The 18,333-nt window shown below is 68.7% G+C and carries 17 protein-coding genes; 15 read left to right on the top strand and 2 right to left on the bottom strand.

Translation table 11 applies throughout. The annotated features are described in order from the left end of the window. Positions 1–66: 66 nt before the first annotated feature. The gene (locus ACFVJ5_RS29540) at positions 67–942 is read right to left on the bottom strand and encodes a ribokinase (protein ID WP_379225060.1); all 876 of its coding nucleotides are present in this window, start codon (positions 940–942) and stop codon (positions 67–69) included. Between the two features lie 154 nt (positions 943–1,096). On the opposite strand from ACFVJ5_RS29540, the gene ACFVJ5_RS29535 reads away from it, so the two are divergent. From ACFVJ5_RS29535 to lexA, 12 genes are all read left to right on the top strand, one after another. Beyond that, positions 1,097–2,362: a glutamate-5-semialdehyde dehydrogenase gene (locus ACFVJ5_RS29535; RefSeq protein WP_379225058.1), complete on the top strand. Its 1,266-nt coding sequence runs from the start codon at positions 1,097–1,099 to the stop codon at positions 2,360–2,362. Further along, entirely contained in the window at positions 2,359–3,237 is an 879-nt protein-coding gene (locus tag ACFVJ5_RS29530) for a MoxR family ATPase (RefSeq protein ID WP_358071885.1), read from the top strand. Before ACFVJ5_RS29535 ends, ACFVJ5_RS29530 begins: the two co-directional genes overlap by 4 nt. A 2-nt stretch (positions 3,238–3,239) precedes the next feature. Next, positions 3,240–4,631, top strand: coding sequence for a VWA domain-containing protein (locus ACFVJ5_RS29525; RefSeq protein WP_379225056.1), 1,392 nt, complete (start codon positions 3,240–3,242; stop codon positions 4,629–4,631). A gap of 11 nt (positions 4,632–4,642) precedes the next feature. Then, on the top strand, positions 4,643–4,984 hold the full coding sequence (locus tag ACFVJ5_RS29520; protein ID WP_379225054.1) for an MmcQ/YjbR family DNA-binding protein: 342 nt from the start codon (positions 4,643–4,645) through the stop codon (positions 4,982–4,984). 161 nt (positions 4,985–5,145) lie between these two features. After that, the gene (locus tag ACFVJ5_RS29515) at positions 5,146–6,144 is read left to right on the top strand and encodes a hypothetical protein (RefSeq protein WP_379225052.1); all 999 of its coding nucleotides are present in this window, start codon (positions 5,146–5,148) and stop codon (positions 6,142–6,144) included. Between the two features lie 44 nt (positions 6,145–6,188). Beyond that, positions 6,189–6,830: a nicotinate-nucleotide adenylyltransferase gene (gene nadD / locus ACFVJ5_RS29510; protein ID WP_379225051.1), complete on the top strand. Its 642-nt coding sequence runs from the start codon at positions 6,189–6,191 to the stop codon at positions 6,828–6,830. Between the two features lie 46 nt (positions 6,831–6,876). Continuing rightward, on the top strand, positions 6,877–7,293 hold the full coding sequence (gene rsfS / locus ACFVJ5_RS29505) for a ribosome silencing factor (protein ID WP_067456144.1): 417 nt from the start codon (positions 6,877–6,879) through the stop codon (positions 7,291–7,293). After that, entirely contained in the window at positions 7,290–7,949 is a 660-nt protein-coding gene (locus tag ACFVJ5_RS29500) for a histidine phosphatase family protein (RefSeq protein WP_358071894.1), read from the top strand. Before rsfS ends, ACFVJ5_RS29500 begins: the two co-directional genes overlap by 4 nt. Beyond that, the gene (octT, locus tag ACFVJ5_RS29495; RefSeq protein ID WP_379225048.1) at positions 7,939–9,648 is read left to right on the top strand and encodes a diglucosylglycerate octanoyltransferase; all 1,710 of its coding nucleotides are present in this window, start codon (positions 7,939–7,941) and stop codon (positions 9,646–9,648) included. The genes ACFVJ5_RS29500 and octT overlap by 11 nt, the downstream gene beginning before the upstream one ends. Before the next feature lie 3 nt (positions 9,649–9,651). Next, entirely contained in the window at positions 9,652–10,494 is an 843-nt protein-coding gene (locus tag ACFVJ5_RS29490; protein ID WP_379225046.1) for a DegV family protein, read from the top strand. A 72-nt stretch (positions 10,495–10,566) separates the two neighbouring features. After that, positions 10,567–11,061, top strand: coding sequence for a GNAT family N-acetyltransferase (locus tag ACFVJ5_RS29485; RefSeq protein WP_379225045.1), 495 nt, complete (start codon positions 10,567–10,569; stop codon positions 11,059–11,061). Between the two features lie 33 nt (positions 11,062–11,094). Next, complete coding sequence (gene lexA, locus ACFVJ5_RS29480) at positions 11,095–11,745, top strand: transcriptional repressor LexA (RefSeq protein WP_379225043.1); 651 nt, start codon at positions 11,095–11,097, stop codon at positions 11,743–11,745. Between the two features lie 5 nt (positions 11,746–11,750). On the opposite strand, the gene ACFVJ5_RS29475 is transcribed toward lexA, so the two are convergent. Then, positions 11,751–12,713 (bottom strand): DUF2332 domain-containing protein, encoded by a 963-nt coding sequence (locus ACFVJ5_RS29475; RefSeq protein WP_379225041.1) that lies wholly within the window; start codon positions 12,711–12,713, stop codon positions 11,751–11,753. A 179-nt stretch (positions 12,714–12,892) separates the two neighbouring features. Here ACFVJ5_RS29475 and ACFVJ5_RS29470 point away from each other — a divergent pair, with 179 nt between their 5' ends. From ACFVJ5_RS29470 to holA, 3 genes are all read left to right on the top strand, one after another. Beyond that, the gene (locus ACFVJ5_RS29470) at positions 12,893–13,921 is read left to right on the top strand and encodes a ComEA family DNA-binding protein (RefSeq protein ID WP_379225039.1); all 1,029 of its coding nucleotides are present in this window, start codon (positions 12,893–12,895) and stop codon (positions 13,919–13,921) included. A 558-nt stretch (positions 13,922–14,479) separates the two neighbouring features. Next, complete coding sequence (locus tag ACFVJ5_RS29465; RefSeq protein WP_379225037.1) at positions 14,480–17,362, top strand: ComEC/Rec2 family competence protein; 2,883 nt, start codon at positions 14,480–14,482, stop codon at positions 17,360–17,362. Then, the gene (gene holA, locus ACFVJ5_RS29460) at positions 17,359–18,330 is read left to right on the top strand and encodes a DNA polymerase III subunit delta (RefSeq protein WP_379225035.1); all 972 of its coding nucleotides are present in this window, start codon (positions 17,359–17,361) and stop codon (positions 18,328–18,330) included. Before ACFVJ5_RS29465 ends, holA begins: the two co-directional genes overlap by 4 nt. Positions 18,331–18,333: the final 3 nt, after the last annotated feature.

Raw genomic sequence — 18,333 nt, 5'->3', positions numbered from 1 at the left:
TGATGAAGGACCAACGGTAGGGATGGGATGGAGGTGGCGCACCTGATTTTCGGCGCGCCCGACAGGTCAGTCGGCGGTGAGGGCCGCCGCGATCCGGTCGCGTCCGGGGATCGCCGAGCTCGCGCCGAGCCGGGTGGTCGTCAGAGCTCCGGCGGTGTTCGCCCAGTTCAGCGCGGTAGAAATGCCCCGATTCCAGGTTGCGACCAGCGCGCCGGTGAACGCGTCGCCCGCGCCTGTCGTGTCGAGAACCTCGACGGTGCGACCGCCGACGGATCGCTCGTTTCCGTCGGTTCCGCGATAAACCGCGCCGTCCCCACCGAGCGTGCGCACGAGATGCGCGACGTGCGTCAGCTTGCCCGAATACTGCTCGGACTCCAGGGAATTCACGATCGCGACGTCGACGGCCGCCCATAGTTCCTCGGGTAGCGGCTGAAACGGGGACGGATTGAGCGCGACGACGGTGCCCGACGCGCGGGCGTGCTGTGCTGCGGCGAGCACCGTGTGGATCGGAATCTCCAACTGGCACAACAGGATGTCGGCTTGCGCGATCGCGGCGAGTTCGGCTGCCGTCAGATCGGTCACCCGCCCGTTGGCCCCCGCCACCACGATGATGCTGTTCTCGCCTGTCTCGTCGACGACGATCGAGGCGATCCCGCTGGCACCATCGACCCTGCGTAGCAAGGAGATGTCGACATCGGCCCGTGACAGCGTGGCAGCCAGTTCCGACCCGAACGCGTCGTCGCCGATCGCGCCCAGAAACCGTACCCGCGCACCGGATCGCGCCGCCGCGATCGCCTGGTTCGCCCCCTTACCGCCGGGCACCGTCGCGAAGTCGCTCCCGAGCACCGTCTCACCCGGTGCGGGCCGGCGCGGGACCGTTGTCACCAGGTCCATATTGACGCTGCCGAGCACGACGACGGTCGGCGAATCGGTGCGATCCATGACGCCGAATCTAGCGGCGACGGGGTCCTTGTGGACAACTTTGTCGACGGCGTCACCGAACCTGTGGACAACTCGGTCCCGGTGCCGGTCGGAGGGCTATTCCGGGTCCTGGGTGGCGTCGAGTGCGCGAGGCGGACTGCGTAGGCTGATGTCCATGACGGTAGAAGTGACCCCCGAGCTGGACATCCGCGCAGCGGTGCACGACGCCGCCCGCAGGGCTCGCGTCGCGTCCCGTGTGCTGGCTCAGCTGACCACGGCGCAGAAGAACGACGCCCTGCACGCGGCGGCCGACGCCCTGCTCGCCGCAGCCGATCGCGTGCTCGCGGCCAACGCCGAGGACATCGCGACCGCGCAGGCCGCCGGTACCGAGGAGAATCTGCTCGACCGGCTGCGGCTCACCAAGGCCCGCATCGATGGCATCGCCTCGGGGCTGCGGCAGGTCGCCACCCTGCCCGACCCGGTAGGAGTCATCGTGCGCGGTTCCACGCTGCCCAACGGCCTCGAGATCCGTCAGACCCGGGTCCCGCTCGGCGTGGTCGGCATGGTCTACGAGGCGCGGCCCAATGTCACCGTCGACGCGTTCGGCCTCGCTCTCAAATCGGGCAACGCGGCGCTGCTGCGCGGGTCGTCCTCGGCGGCGAACTCCAACGCCGCACTGGTCGAGGTGTTGCGTGAAGCCCTTGTCGCCCAGGGTGTTCCGGCCGACGCCGTGCAGCTGCTGCCGAGCAACGACCGCTCCAGCGTCACCCACCTGATCCAGGCCCGCGGCCTCGTCGACGTGGTGATCCCGCGCGGCGGTGCGGGCCTGATCAACGCCGTCGTCCGCGACGCGCAGGTGCCCACCATCGAGACCGGCACCGGCAACTGCCACGTCTACGTGCACTCGGCTGCCGACCTGGACATGGCCGAGGCCATCGTGCTCAATGCCAAGACCCGCCGCCCCAGCGTCTGCAACGCCGCCGAGACCGTACTCATCGACGCCGCCGTCGCCGACACCGCGCTGCCCCGCATCGGCAAGGCGCTCGAAGACGCGGGCGTCACCATCCACGGCGACCTGCCCGGTCAGGTCCCGGCCACCGATGCCGACTGGGGTGAGGAGTACCTCACCCTCGATATCGCGCTGAAGGTGGTCGACGACCTCGATGCCGCCGTCGACCACATCAACACCTGGGGGACCGGCCACACCGAGGCCATCGTCACCGCCGATCTGGCCGCCGCTCGCGAGTTCACCGCCCGCGTGGACGCCGCCGCCGTGATGGTGAACGCGTCCACCGCGTTCACCGACGGTGAGCAGTTCGGTTTCGGCGCCGAAATCGGCATCTCCACCCAGAAGCTGCACGCCCGCGGCCCGATGGCACTGCCCGAACTCACCTCCACGAAGTGGATCGTGTGGGGCGACGGCCAGACTCGGCCGGTGTGATCGTGACTCTCGTACAGGAACCGATCTTCACGTCGGTAGACGATGTCATCTCCCGGCTCGCCACCACCGGCTACCTGGCCGACAAGGCAACAGCCACCTCGGTCTTCCTTGCCGATCGGCTGGGCAAACCGCTGCTCATCGAGGGCCCGGCCGGTGTCGGCAAGACCGAACTCTCGCGGGCGGTAGCCCAGGTCGCCGATGCCGAACTGGTCCGCCTGCAGTGCTACGAAGGCGTCGACGAGGCTCGCGCGCTCTACGAGTGGAACCACGCCAAGCAGATCCTGCGGATCCAGGCGTCGAGTGAAAACGATTGGGCCGAAACCAAAGCCGACGTCTTCACCGAGGAGTTCCTGCTCTCGCGCCCGTTGCTCACCGCCATTCGCCGCACCGAGCCGACAGTGCTGCTGATCGACGAGACCGACAAGGCCGATGTCGAGATCGAGGGTCTGCTGCTCGAAGTGCTCAGCGATTTCGCGGTCACCGTGCCCGAACTGGGCACCATCACCGCCACCCGCAAGCCGTTCGTGGTGCTCACCTCGAACGCCACCAGGGAACTGTCGGAGGCGCTCAAACGCCGCTGCCTGTACCTGCACCTGGACTTCCCCGACGAAGACCTCGAGCGCCGCATCCTGGCCAGCCGCGTGCCGGAACTCCCGAGCACCGTGGCCGAACAACTGGTGCGGGTCGTGCACGTGCTGCGCGGCATGCAACTCAAGAAGCTGCCCTCGGTCGCCGAAACGATCGACTGGGGCAACACCTTGCTCGCGCTCGGCGCCGCCGACCTCGATGACGCGACCGTGCGCGCCACGCTCGGTGTGGTGCTCAAGCACCGCAGCGATCACCAGCGTGCGCTGGCCGAGCTGAAACTGGCCTGATCGTGACCGCGCCAGCACCCCACGGAATCGGCGGCCACGTCGCCGGTTTCGTCGGTGCGCTCCGCGCCCGTGGCGTGCCGGTCGGACCCTCGGAAACTGTCGACGCGGGCCGGGTACTGACCGTGCTGGATCTGCTCGACCGCGAAGCGGTGCGCGAGGGGCTGGCCTGTGCACTGCTGCGCAGACCCACCCATCGCGCCACCTTCGACGGCCTGTTCGATCTGTGGTTCCCCGTTGCCGTCGGTGATCGCACCGCCGAGGCCGCGGACCTGCCACGCACCCCCGACGGGCAGATCGACCTGGCCGCTCTCCGCGAGCAGCTCGCCGAAATGCTCGCCGCCGAGGACGGTGGCGAGCAGTTGCAGATGCTGGCCGGACAGGTGGTCGAGCAGCTCGGGCAGTACCAGTCCGCGCGCGGACCGTCGTTCTCCGCGTACCAGGCCCTCAAAGATCTCGCGCCCCAGTCTCTGCTGGCCAAGGTGCTCGCGGGTCTCGCTCTCCCGCCGGACGCGAGCGAGCGCGACACCGAGGTGGCCCGCCGCGTCGCACGGGAACGCATCGCGGGGTTCCGGGCCAGCGTGGAAGCCGAGACCAATCGCCGCGTGGCAGAGCAGATCGGTCGCGAACGCGTCGCGACCTACGGTGTCGCGCGCCAGGCCGAGGACGCCGACTTCCTGCGCGCCTCCGAACGCGAGCTCACCGAACTGCGGCGCGGCACCCAGCGGCTGGCCCGGATCCTGGCCTCCCGGCTGGCGGTGCGGCGCAAACGAGCTCGGCGCGGCGAAATCGATCTGCGCAAGACCCTGCGTGCCTCGATGTCCACCGGTGGCGTGCCGATCGACCTGGTGAACCGCAAGCCGCGCCCCGGTCGACCGGAACTGGTGCTGCTGTGCGATATCTCGGGCTCGGTGGCCGGGTTCAGCAACTTCACCCTGTTGCTGGTGAGCGCGCTGCGGGAGCAGTTCTCACGGGTGCGGATCTTCGCGTTCGTCGACCGCACCGACGAGGTCACGAGCTTTTTCGAGCCGTATGCGGGTCTCGACGATGTGATGACCCGGATCTTCACCGAGTCGCGCATCATCGACGCCGACGGGCACTCCGACTACGGCTACGCGCTGACCAGCTTCGCCGAGAACTTCGGTGAAGCCGTCACCAGCCGCAGCTCGCTGCTGGTTCTCGGCGACGGCCGCACCAACTATCGCAACCCGCAACTGGACACGCTGCGCGAACTGGTCGGTACCGCCCGGCACGCGCACTGGCTCAATCCCGAACCCAAGAATCTCTGGGGGACAGGGGATTCGGCGGCTCGCGACTACGGTTCGGTGATCGAGATGCACGAATGCCGATCAGCTCGGCAGCTGACCGAGGTGGTCTCCAGGTTGTTGCCCGTCTGAAGGAGCTGACGATGAGCGTTGACGTCTTGGCCTATTGCCTGGCCAAACCGGGTGCCTGGGAAGACGAGCCGTGGGAGGGCGACACCGTCGCCAAGGTCGGTGACAAGGTGTTCGCGTTCCTCGGTGCGGGCACGTCGATCGGCCTCAAATGCGGCCGCGACCGTACCGAAGCCGACGAGTTGGTTAACATCTACCCCGACGATGTCACCGTGTCGGCCTATATCGGTCGCTACGGCTGGAACAGCATCCGCGTCGGCGGCGCGGTGCCCGACGACGAACTACGCGAACTGATCGACGCCTCCTACGACGCGGTCGTCGCCAAGCTTCCGAAGTCGAAGCGCCCCACCGCCTGAGCACTTCAGCCGACGTTAAGCGCCTCACATGGCACAGCTACCAAGATCACGCCCATGCTGGCAGGGGCGTCGCGCGACGACGAGCGATCCGATCGACGGATATCGGATGTAGTGATGGTGCTGCCGGGTTGTGCGCTCGCGCGGTCGGCGAGCTCCGCCCGGTGAACGATGCGTTCGCGAACGAGAACGATTCGCCCCGAGAAGAACCTCACCTTCCGCGTGCCGGTGGCCTCGAGGCGGGTTCGGCCGGAGCAGGGCAGGCCACGGCGCTCGCGGCAGGGTCGTCGGGTGCGGATGCCCGCCCTCTCGGTCCGGGTTCAGGGGCGCGGGCCGCGCGGCGATTGGCCGGTATCGCCGCCGCCCGACTGGCGGACGCTCCCGCGGCGGCGGAGGAGCAACTGCGTCGGGCCCTGGTCGTCGGCGCGGGCGAACTGGCCGGGCGTGAACTCGCCGCGATGCGTACTCAGCTGGTGACCGCGGTCGCCGCACAGCCGGACCGTGACCGCGACGTGGCCCGCGCCGCCGCCTCGGCCGCCGCGTGCTGGCAGGCGATCTCGCGGGCGGACTCGGTCCACCTGTGGCTGGTCGCGGGTCGTGCCTGGCATCGTGCGGGTCGGCACGGCGAAGCGGTGGTCGCCTTCGACCGTCCACTGCTCACCGGCCCCGTCGGCTACCCACCCGCCGAGCTCGCGCTGGTGCGCGCCCAGTTCGCCGAATCGCTGAACCACGTCGGTCGCTACCGCCAGGCCGCCTGGCAGTTCACCGAGGCGGCGCGGCTGATCGCCGATACGCCCGCGTTGCGCCGCCGCCATGCCGATCTGGTCTGGTCGGCCGCGGTCGCCCGCGAGTGCTGTGGGCAGGAGTCCGAGGCGCTCGGCGGCTACCTGCGCGCCGCAGGGCTGTGGGGCGAACAGGACAAGATCGTGCCGCGGGCCCGCTGCCTGCGTGCCGCCGCCTGGTTGCAACTGCGCGGACCGCGGGGGCGCGTGCGCGGGCCGTGGTGGGTGACGATCGATGTGTTGTTGACCGAGCTGGATCGCCGGGTAGCCGCCGAGCCGGCCGCGCACCTCGTCGAAGAGCTGAAACGCACCCGCGCCCAGTTCGCCCAGATGTGCGCGCAGGCGTCGGGACCTCGCGAGCGCCGCGATGGCGCGGAGTAGTCCGGTCCGCCCCGATCCCATGGGCCGGATTAAGCTCAGACCTCATGCACGAATCAGCTCGGCCGCGCCGCAAGCTCGGCGTCATGGGCGGCACCTTCGACCCGATCCACCACGGCCACCTGGTCGCGGCGAGCGAGGTCGCGAACCGGTTCGAGCTCGACGAGGTGATCTTCGTGCCGACCGGCCAGCCGTGGCAGAAGGTCAACAAGCAGGTCAGCCCCGCCGAGGATCGTTATCTGATGACGGTCATCGCCACCGCGTCCAATCCCAGGTTCTCCGTCAGCCGGGCCGACATCGAACGCAACAAGGTCACCTACACGGTGGACACCCTGCGCGAGATGCAAAACGCGCATCCCGACGCGGAGCTGTACTTCATCACTGGTGCGGACGCGCTGGCCAACATCCTGACATGGCAGGATTGGACCGAACTGTTCGAACTGGCGAAGTTCGTCGGGGTGAGCCGGCCGGGTTACGAACTGAACACCGATCATCTCGAGGAGCATCTGCGGGACCTTCCCGCCGACGCCGTGACGATGGTCGAGATCCCCGCGCTGGCCATCTCGTCGAGCGAGTGCCGCCGCCGCGCCGCGGAGGGTCGGCCGGTCTGGTACCTCGTCCCCGATGGCGTGGTGCAGTACATATCGAAGCGGCACCTCTATGTGCCCGCAGGAACGGAAGGTAGCTGACGTTGAGCCACATGAGCGAGGGTCTGACCACGCAGGAGGAGACCGTATGAGTGCCTCTACCGAAGCGATCGAGATGGCCACGGTCGCCGCACTCGCCGCCGACGACAAGCTCGCCACCGATGTCGTCGTCCTCGACGTCTCCGAGCAGCTGGTGATCACCGACTGCTTCGTCATCGCGTCAGCGCCCAACGAGCGCCAGGTCAACGCGATCGTCGACAACATCGAGGACAAGCTGCGCGAAGCCGGCCACAAGCCGGTCCGTCGCGAAGGCACCCGTGAGGGTCGCTGGGCGCTGCTCGACTACGTCGATATCGTCGTGCACGTCCAGCACAACGACGAGCGCAACTTCTACGCACTCGAGCGCCTGTGGCGTGACTGCCCGGCGGTTCCCGTCGAAGGCATCGCCGCACTCCCGACTCCGGCCGCGGACGACGACGCGCAGGTAGAGGGAATCGACGAGTGAGCAAGTACGCCCATGTGCGCAACCTGATCCTGTTGCGGCACGGGCAGACCGAATGGAACGCGGCCGACCGGATGCAGGGTCAGATCGACACCGATCTCACCGAACTCGGTCGCCAGCAGGCCAAAGAGGCTGCGCGCGAACTGGGTTCACGCAACGCCATCGCGATCCACGCCTCCGATCTGCGTCGCGCCAAGGAAACCGCCCAGGCACTCGGTGACATCAGCGATCTGCCGGTCATCACCGATCCGCGGCTGCGCGAGACCAACCTGGGCGACTGGGAAGGCCTGACCCACCTCGAAGTCGACGCCGATTACCCCGGTGCGCGCGTGCAGTGGCGTCTCGACGCCACCTACACACCGCCCGGCGGCGAGAGCAAGCTCGAGGTCGGTGCCCGGTCCCTGCCTGTGGTGCGCGAACTGTACAACGAGCGGCAGGATTGGCCCGGTCGGACTATCATCCTGGTTGCGCACGGCGGGCTGATCGCTGCTCTGACGGCCGCGTTGCTGGAACTGCCACCGGAGAACTGGCCCGCCCTCGGCGGGCTGGCCAATACCAGCTGGGTGCAGCTTTCCAGTCACGGCCCGGACGTCGATCGACCCGGCTGGCGCCTCGATGTTTGGAACGCAGCGGCGAAGGTAGCTCCCGATGTCCAATGAAGAGCCCGACCGATCAGTACCTGATGAGATGTTCCAGCAGGTGACGGCCAAAGCCGGACGGCAATTGCCGGACGCGCTATTCGGCCCGCCACCCGCTCGGCCCGCGCGCGCAGAGCGCGAGGAGCCGATCCGTTCGGTACCGGACGAACTCTTCAAGCAGGTCACCGCGCGCAGTGCACGATCGCTGCCCGATGCCCTGTTCGGCCCGCTGCCCCCACCGGTCGTCGCGGAACCCGAGCCGGTCGACTCGGCGGCAGACGCCGTCGAGTCCGGCTCGGGGACAGCGGATTCCGGGCCCTCTGTCGCCGAGGTATCCCCGGACGGCAGTGTCGACGGCGACAGCGCGGTGACCTCGATCGGTGACGATGCCGAGGGTGCACACGGCGCTGTCGACATCGCATCCGATTCCGCTGTGCAGGAAGCAGACGGCGAGACTTCCGGTGCCGCGGCATCGGTGGACGTTGTCGCAGATGACGGTTCGACAGACGAACTCGGCGATGCGGATTCCGGTGCTGTACAGACCGATACCGCCGAGTCCGCTGCGGATATCGCCACGGCTGCTGCGGATGCGGCCTCGGCTGCCGGCAGCGAAAAGTCCACGGAGCAGTCCGTCGATGACCCGGCAGTCGCCGAGTCGATCGTGGATGCCGCCGGATCGTCGGATCTGGCTGCGCCGCAACCGCTCCGGCCAGAAGCAACTGATTCGGTCCAGTCCGACGCCACTACCTCGTCCGAAGTTTCTTCGGCTGAGGTGACGGCCGCCGTCGACACCGGTTCTGCTGATGCGCAGGTCGATCCTCCCGCCGCACTCCCGGACGTGGACCTCGATACCGCGGACAGCTTGCTGACATCCTCGGCTGCCCCTGCCGCGGATCTCGCCGTCGAGGCGTCCACGAACCCTGCTGTCTCGCACGGTGAATCGGTCGTTGCGAAGACGGCCGGTTCGCTGCTCGTCGAGGAAGCCGTGTCACCCCGGCCGGTGGAGTCGGCCGCACCGCGCCCAGTGCTGCTCGTGATCGCCGACTCGCTCGCCTACTACGGGCCGAAGGGCGGGCTGCCCGCCGACGATCCACGGATCTGGCCGAATATGGTCGCCGCGGAACTGGATTGGGATGTCGAGCTGATCGCTCGGATCGGCTGGACCTGTCGCGACGCCTACTGGGCGCTGATCGGTGATCCTCGGGTGTGGGCCACGGTGCCGCGCGCCGGGGCGGTCGTGTTCGCCGTCGGCGGCATGGACACGCTGCCGTCCCCGCTGCCCACCGCGCTGCGGGAGATGATTCGCTACATCCGTCCGCCGCGTCTGCGCCGTGGCGTGCGGGCGTCCTACAACTGGTTGCAGCCGAAGCTGTCGAAACTCGGTCGCCCGGTTGCCCTTCCGCCGAAGGTGAGCGTGGACTACCTGGAGCAGTCGCGGACCGCGCTGAACCATCTGCGTCCGGAGCTGCCTGTCGTGGCGGTGCTGCCGTCGGTACACAAGTGCGACGCCTACGGGCGGGTCCACCGGGGCAGAGCGCGGGCGGTCAAGGCATTGCAGGCGTGGTCGGGCCGCACCTCGGTGCCGCTCGTCGACCTCGGCGAGGCCGTGCGCGACGACATCGAGTCGGGATCGGCGAACCCGGATGGCATCCACTGGGGCTGGGCCGGGCACGCGGCGGTGGCGACGGCGATGACGAAGGCGCTGCAGGAGGTCCGGTAGTCCGTGGCCGTTGTGGTGGTCACCGATTCGGCGGCGGGGTTGTCCGTCGATCTCGTCGCCGAGCTCGGTATCGAAGTGGTGCCGTTGCATGTGCTCGTCGGTGAGCGGGAGATCCGGGAGGGCGTCGACCCGATCGAGATCGACTACACCGCCGACTCGGTCACCACGTCGGCCGCTTCGCCCGGCGAACTGCGCGAAGCCTACGAACGCGCGCTGAGCCACAGTGACGGCGACGGTGTCGTGGCCGTCCATCTGTCGCGCCGGTTGTCGGCGACCTGGGAATCGGGCCGCCAGGCGGTGCGCGACATGGGCGCCGAAGATCGTGTGCGCGTTGTCGATTCACTCGGTGCCGGCCTGGCGACCGGTCTGCCTGTGCTGGCCGCCGCCCGTAGGGCGAGGGCAGGCGAGGCGTTGAACGATGTCTACGAGCGCGCGGTGTCGGCCGCGACCCGTTCGCGCACGTTCATCCTGGTCAACCGCACCGAGCAACTCCGCAAGGGCGGCAGGCTGAGCAGCGCCGCCGCGTTCTTCGGCAGCGAACTGGTGACGAAGCCACTGCTGCAGCTGGTGGAGGGCAAGCTCGAAATGCGCGAGAAGGTGCGAACCCGATCGCGCGCCTACGCCAAGCTGGTGGCTGCCGCGGTGGATGCGGCCGCAGCCGACGGTGCGGCGCTCGGCATCCAGCATCTCGGTGCCCCCGAGGCCGCCGAGAACATCGCGGCACAACTGCGTGAGCAGCTGCCGGAGGTGCAAGAGCTCTACGTCGCCGAGTTCGGTCCCGCGCTCGGTGTGCACCTCGGGGTGGGCGCACTCGGCGTCGCGGTGTTGCCGGGCGGATGTGTTTGATCGCTGCCGGTTCAGAATCTCGCTGAGGGCAAACAGTCCGGTGACGATGATCCGGTGCCTACCGTGGTTGTCATGGTTGGCAACACTTCTCCACAGACCGACGTTTCGCCACGAGTACTCGTGGTCGAGTGGGACGACCCGGATGCCGAGACGCTGCGCGCGGAGATGTCGGCGGAGGTAGGTCCCCGCTACGCCGACCTCGAGCTCACCCTGCGCGGTCCCTCGCCGATCTCGGTCGACCGCGTGACCGTGCACCAGACGTTCGTCGCATATGTGGGCGCGGAGCCTGTCGGGCACGCCGCGGTGCGCTGGAACGCCGGTGACCTCGAACTCAAGCGGATGTTCGTGCGCCCCGCCTACCGTGGCACCGGAACCGCGACCGCCCTGTTGCACGCCGCCGAAGCATCCGTGCGCGCGGCCGGTCGGCCTCGGATGATCCTGCAGACCGGGCATCTGCAGCCGGAAGCGGTGCGCTTCTACGAGCGCAGTGGGTATCACCGGATTCCGCTGTTCGCGCCGTATCACGTCCTGCCGCAGTCGAACTGTTTCGCGAGGAACCTGGACTGAAGTGGTGATCGCGGGGGGATCTACGATTCCCCGATGACCGGATACGACGACTTCGACCACCTCGACGCCGCGAGCCTGCCTCCCCGCAGGCAACACATCCTCGCCGTGATCAGGGATTCGGTGCTCGCCCACGGCTACGCGCCGAGCACGCGGGAGATCGCCGACGCGGTGGGCCTGCGCTCCACATCCACGGTCTCCCAACACCTGAAGGCGTTGGAGGAAGACGGGTTCCTTCGCCGTGCCGCCACCATGACCCGACCCATCGACGTGCGCCTGTTCCTGCGTGGCGCGCCCGCCGCCGACTCCGACGCCTCGGTGTCGGTGCCCGTCGTCGGCGACATCGCGGCGGGCGCTCCGATCCTGGCCGAGCACAATCCCGACGACGTCATGACCCTCCCGCGTGAGCTGGTCGGTCGTGGTGAGGTTTTCGGCTTGCGGGTGCGCGGTGACTCGATGATCGATGCCGCGATCTGCGATGGCGACCTCGTGGTGGTCCGCAGTCAGCGCGAGGCCAACTCCGGCGACATCGTCGCGGCGATGATCGGCGAGGAAGCCACGGTCAAGGTGTACCGCCGCCGCAACGGCCACGTCCATCTCGAACCGCGCAACCCCGCCTACTCCGTGATCGACGGTGACGAAGCGGTCATCCTGGGCCGCGTTGTATCGGTGATGCGCCGACTCTGACGTCGCTACGCCGGGCCGAACCAGTCCAGCGACTGGCCGTGCGGCCCGGCGAAAGCCAACGGCTCGTCGTCCAGGGCGAGAACCAACCGGGCCGCCGTGCTCTCGCGTGGGGGCAGCTGATCGGCCAGCGAGCTGAGAACCCCGGTGCCCTCTTGCGAAACCCAGTGGCAGGGCAGGTCCCGCACCGTTGCCCGGAAGTCCGCCCGCGCCTGAGGCGAGAGGTAGCTGAGCACAGCGCTGTGGAACACCACCACCGTGCTGTCGCGTGGTGCCGCGTGTACCAGCTCGGTAACCTGCTCGTTCAGGTCGCCGGTGACGATGGCCGGTGGATCCGCTGCGGCGATCGCGCAGGCCGAACGCAAGCGCGACAGCCGCTCGTCCTGACCCGGCCAGACGAGCGCGGACAACCACTGTCGATCGTCGCTGTTGCCGGCATCGAGCGGGTTCAGATCTACTCCCGCCCGATGAACGACCCGGGGGAGCCGGTCCGGGATCGGTACCGCTCCGGTTGTCTTGCAGGTCAACACAACCGGTGACGGACCGTCGGCCGGATCCAGCGCGGCGGTGTTGTAGCGATAGCTGAAACGGTCCGGGTACAGGCACAGTCCGGCCGAGGCGCCGACCTCGATCAGTGACAGCGGCCCTGGCAGGCGGGCCAGTACCGGCAGCAGGGTGGCCGCCCGGCCCGCCTCGTTCGTCTGTGTACGTCTGCGCAGTGCGGTCGCGGAGATCGCCGACCAGTTCTCGCGCAGCTGGTCGCGGAACTCGCTGTAGGCAACCGCGGTCGCGCCGTGCACTCGCGCGGCAGCCAGGATCAGATTGGGTTGCTGCTTGTCCGTGGGCAATTGGGCGATCAGCGCCAGCACCTCCGCGTCCACGCTGATATCCAGCGCTCGTCGGTGATAGAGCGGGGAATTTCCGCGCGCTTCGAGGAGTGCGAAGTCGCGGAATCGTTGTGCGAGTTCCATGGGTTCCTGAGTACTTCGAATCGGCCATGAGCGCACGGTATCTACTCGGGCAGGCGAGATTCTGGGTGCGAAACCGGCTGTCGGGTGAGTTGTCCACAGGTTCGGAGTTATCCACAGACTTCTTCGAAGCCCAGGTCGGCGGGGGTATGCCAGGTCGGCGTCGGCCTAGCGTCGCTGCCATGCCACGACACGAAGAGCACGAGCGAGTACGGCAGCGGCTGGGTGGGCTGGCGGTCCGCGAGCGAGCACGTCCGAGTAGTCAGCCGCTGCGCGCGTCCGGGATGGAGCCTGGGAACAGTGCTGCGCGCCCTGACGACGGCGAAGGACATTGGGACGATGACGAACTCGCACCGTCTGCCGGACAGGCAGGCACAGTGGGGACACCCGGGTGGCTCGACGATGGTGGATCAGGTCGGCGAAACCGCCTGGTGCCAGAGCGCTTTCGGGACGCACGGCTGGATCCGGGTCGTCGCGGCGCGCTGGTACTCGGGCTGGTCGGGGTCATCGCCGTGGTGCTCACCGGTGTGATGGTGCTGCGGGATCAGCCGGTGGCGCGGGCGGTTCCGCCGGTGCCTGTACTGCGGGCGGAAAATGTCGCCGTACAGCCCGGCTCGACCGCCGTGGTCGCCGCGGCTGTGTCCGGTCAAGACCACGCCCCGAGCGTCGATGTCGTCGTCAGCGTGGTCGGTTTGGTCGAACGAGCCGGGCTGCACCGATTGCCGGATGGTTCTCGGATCGCCGACGCCTTGGAGAAGGCAGGAGGTATTCGGGAAGGTGCCGACCTGGCAGGCCTGAACCTGGCTCAACGACTGGCGGACGGGGACCAGGTCATCGTCGGAGCGACGGATCCTCAATCCGGTCAACCACGCCTCGGCAGCATCATGATCGGCGCTGGTCGCGCACCTGTGATCCCGCCCGGTACCGGCAGCTCGAACACCGCGAACTCGAAGCAAAGCAGCTCGAGCACAGTGGGCTCGAGCACCGCCGGCCTCAGTGCCGGTGTCTCGCCCGGCAGTTCCCGCATCGATGTGAACACCGCGACCGAAGCCGAGCTGGACGCACTGCCCGGCGTAGGCCCGGTCACCGCCAAGGCCATCCTCGCGTGGCGTACCACCAACGGCCGCTTCACCGACGTCGCTCAACTCGGCGAGGTGGACGGCATCGGTCCGGCCCGGCTGGCTCGACTCCGTGACCTGGTGACGACATGATCCACCCGAAGACACACTGCGTGGATGTGATCGCGTGACCTGCCCGGTGTGGCCGTGCGCACGGCTCGTCACCGGGCCCACCACAGATCAGGCCACCGAAACAGTGGAGGACCGCGCGCCGGGATCAGGCGATCTCCGCCGGCTCGCGTGTCCACGCGGATTGGGCGAAAACCCCTGTGCTGTGGATGGTGTGGTTGACCTGGGCAGCGGTACGCCCCGATCTGACGACACGGCAGGCGGATGAGGCACGCGCCGGGCCATGGAGTGGTTCGGGAGGAGCAGCGCCGGCGAACGAGAGTCGTCCAGCACGTGGGGGCGATGCCGGGAGGTTCGGACCGGCGTGGGCGGCCGGGAGCGACTGAACGTGATGGTGCTTCGCAGGAACGGTCGGGTCGGCGTCGACGGCCGCGAGCGGCCGAGATCCGGGAGAGGGTGGGGTGGGGGCCCGGCCGCCGGTTCGGCGTGGGTCAACGGGGAGAAGGGGAACCGGAGCAACAGGTCCTCGATATGCGGTTGGTTCCCGCGGCGCTCGGGTGCTGGGTGGCGACGATTGTCGCGGTGACTGTGGGATGGGTCGCGGGGTTGGTGCTGGCGGTTGCGTCAGTCGTGGTGGCGATCGGGTTGTGGGTGGTGCTGCTGTGGGCGATGGCGCATCGGCGGGAGCGGTGGCGGATTGTCGCGGTGACCGGGTTGGCGACGATGCTGCTCGGTGCGGGGTTCGCGGCGGCCGGTGCTTGGCAGGAGCATCATGTCCAGGCACACCCGCTGCGAGAGTCGTTCGGTCGGTCGGTGAACGTGCTCGCGGTGGTCACCGATGACGCGAAACCCGTGCGCGCCGGTGGGTTCGGTGGTGAGCGGCGGTGGATTGTTCGTGCGAGTCTGCGCGAGTTCGGTCAGGGCCTGGCGTGGACGCAGGCCGGTGGTTCGATTGTGGTGCTCGCGCAGGGTAGTGGGTGGGCTGAGCTGTCGCCTGGGCAATTGGTGCGATTCCGGGCCGAGGTCAGCGAGCCGAACCGTGCGGACCTGACCGTCGCCACCCTGCACGCCGCCGACGCACCGAAGCGGATCGGTGAGCCGCCGTGGTGGCAGCGGCTCGCGGCGAGCGTGCGAACGGATCTGGTGGACGCGTCCGGCAAGGCACTGCCACCTGCCGCCGCGGGGTTGCTGCCCGCGCTCGTTGTCGGTGACACCGCCGCGCTGCCGGAACAAGTGCGTGACGCGTTCGAAATCGCCGGTTTGCAGCACCTCTGTGTGGTCAGCGGAGCCAATTTCACCATCGTGTTGACGGCCCTGTTGGCGCTCACCCGCCTGCTCACGGTGGGCCCGCGGACCAGTGCTGCTGCGGCGGCGGGGGTTGTCGTACTGTTCGTCGTCATCGCCCGCCCCGACCCGAGTGTGCTGCGCGCGGCAGCGATGGGCTCGGTGACAGTGCTCGCCCTGCTCACCGGCAGACGCAAGCAGGCGCTACCGGCGCTGTGTGCGGCGGTGATCGGATTGCTGGCCGTTGCACCACAATTGGCGGTGAGCGCGGGATTCGCGCTGTCGGTGCTCGCGACCGCGGGGCTGATCTTGCTCGCGCCCAGCTGGGCGGACTGGTTGCGGGCGCACGGTTGGTGGCGCGCACCCGCGGAGATCGTCGCGGTGTCGGCGGCCGCGTTCGTCGTCACCGTGCCGCTGATGGTTGCCCTGTCGGGGCGGGTGAGCCTGGTGGCGATCGTGGCGAACGCGCTCGTCGCACCGGTGGTCGGGCTGATCACGGTGATCGGCGCGGTGGGCGCGGTCGTGGCCTGCGTCTGGGGTGATGGCGCGGTATGGGTGCTGTGGTGCGCGCGGCCACCGATGTGGTGGTTGCTCGGCGTCGCGGATCGTGCGGCCGCGGTGCCGGGCGCGACGATCACGGTGCCGTATGGCGCGGTCGCGGGATCGGTCGCGACAGTGATCGTCGTCGTGGTCGTGGCGGCACTGCGCTGGTCGCACACCCGCCGGCTCCTGGCGGTGGTGGTGCTGGGAGTGTCGATTGTGCTGCTCCCGGTGCGCTTCTCGCAGCCAGGGTGGCCGCCATCGGGCTGGGTGCTCGCGATGTGTGACGTTGGACAGGGCGACGGCTTGGCTCTGTCGGTTGCCCCCGGTGCGGCGGTCGTCGTGGACGTCGGCCCGGACCCACGCCCGATCCGGGCCTGCCTGGACCGCCTGGAAATCACCCACATCCCGCTACTTGTCCTCACTCACCCCCATGCCGATCACATCAACGGACTCGCCGGCGCTCTCCGCGGTCGCACTGTCGATGCCATAGCCACCGCTCCGGGCGAACTCCGCTCAGCGATCGCTGAAACCTGTGCCGCCGCAGACCGCGCCACTGGGCCGACGCCGGTCACAGTGCCGATATCGCCGAACCTCACACCGCCGACCAGAACTCCGTCGCATCCAACAGAAGTCGCGGGAGACCCATCACACCCAGCGGAATCGTCACCGCGCGCACAGGGTGTGGTCGCCGCGCAGGTGCCCTCAGCGGATGCGGCTGTCCCACCGTTACGGCTGGACGACTCGGGCGGAACGCAGCCGCACTCGGCGACACCGGCCGTGCCGGAGGAAAAACAGCCGACGGCAACCTCATATCCGCAGGACCGAGCGTCGACGGTCGGCGCTGATGTGAGGACGACGGGAGGTGAGCACGTGTGTCCGCGTGGGACGCCGGGGGAGAGGCTGGTGACGGGCGACAGCCGGCCAGCGGAACACACTGTTTCCCACCGAGAATCGCATGGTCACGGTGACGACACCGCTGGAGTCGAGCGGGTGGCGGAACTGGCTGGTGCGGCTGGTATTCCGTTGATGGAACTCCACGCGGGGCACGAAATAACCTTCGGCGCAGTCGGATTTCGGGTCCTGGCACCGAGCCGGGACATGCCGACGTCACTGGCGGCCGATGAGGCCAACGATCGGTCGCTGGTGATGCGAGCACGCACTCCGGCCGGAACGATCCTGTTCACCGGTGACATCGAAGGCGAGGCGCAGGGCCGGATCATGCGCGGTGACGACGTCCGGGCGGACATTCTCAAGGTGCCCCATCACGGATCACGCACCACCACCACGGAATTCCTGCGTGCCGTCGGCCCACGCCTGGCATTGGTCAGCGCCGGGTCGGACAACACCTTCGGTCATCCGCATCCCATGGTGACCACGACCCTGGCCGCGCTCGGCACCACCGTCGCGCGGACCGACCTGGACGGGGACGTCGTGATCGTGGGTACGGCCGCCGATCTGAGGACTGTCACTTCTCGTCGACGCGCACCGCCTGCGCGGCACCGACCCGCGCCTCGATGGCGTCGAGGATCTCGATCCGGTCGAAGTCGACTGGGGGCGCAGCGGAACGTCGGTGCTGGGCAACATGCACGAGGTCGGCGCCGAGGGATGTCGGTGGGCGTACGTAGGATCGCCTGGTGAGCGAACGCCCTGCCTCGGTGCATCTGGTCCTCGGCGACGAGGAACTGCTGGTCGAACGTGCGGTTGCGATGGTGACCGCGCAGGTGCGGGCCTGTGCGCCCGATCCGGATTCGGTGCCCGTCGATCGATTGCGCGCCGGTGACGCGAGCACCGCTGAACTGGCCGAGTTGCTCAGCCCCTCGCTGTTCGCCGAAGACCGGGTGATCGTGCTCGAGTCGGCCGCGGAAGCGGGCAAGGACGCGGTCGCGGTGATCACCGAGGCCGCGGCCGACCCGCCCGACGGTGTGGTGCTGATGGTTCTGCACTCGGGCGGCGGACGGGCCAAGGCGCTGGCACCCGCGCTACAGAAGAAGGGCGCGACGGTCCACGAGTGCACGAAACTCAACAAGGGCGCCGAGCGCGTGGAGTTCGTGCGGGGCGAGTTCCGGGCCCTCGGGGTCAAGGTGTCGACCGAAGTCGTGCAGGCCCTGCTCGAATCCGTCGGTTCGGAGCTGCGTGAATTGGCCGCCGCCTGTTCACAATTGGTGTCCGACACCGGTGGCAAGGTCGACGCGAACGCGGTCCGCCGCTACTACTCCGGCCGAGCCGAGGTCACCGGCTTCGACGTCGCCGACCTCGCGGTCGCCGGCGACCGCCCCGGTGCGATGGAAGCCCTGCGCTGGGCCACCGACCGCGGAGTGCCCCACGTCCTGCTCGCCGACGCGCTCGCCGACTCGGTCCACACCATCGCCAAAGTCGGCTCGGCAGGCCGCGGCGACCCGTTCGCCCTGGCCCAGAAACTCGGCATGCCCCCCTGGAAGATCAAAAAAGCCCAAGCCCAAGCCCGCGGCTGGAACCCCACCACCATCGGCACCGCCCTACAGGTGGTAGCCACTCTCAACGCCGACGTCAAAGGTGGCGCCGCCGACGCCACCTACGCCGTGGAACACGCCCTCGCCCGCATCCTCGACCTCCGCGCTGCCGGCTGACCC

This window comes from Nocardia sp. NPDC127606, assembly GCF_042671725.1.
GTDB lineage: Bacteria > Actinomycetota > Actinomycetes > Mycobacteriales > Mycobacteriaceae > Nocardia.
Note: the sequence above shows the minus strand (reverse complement) of the source record. Positions and strands in the feature narration are given on the sequence as shown.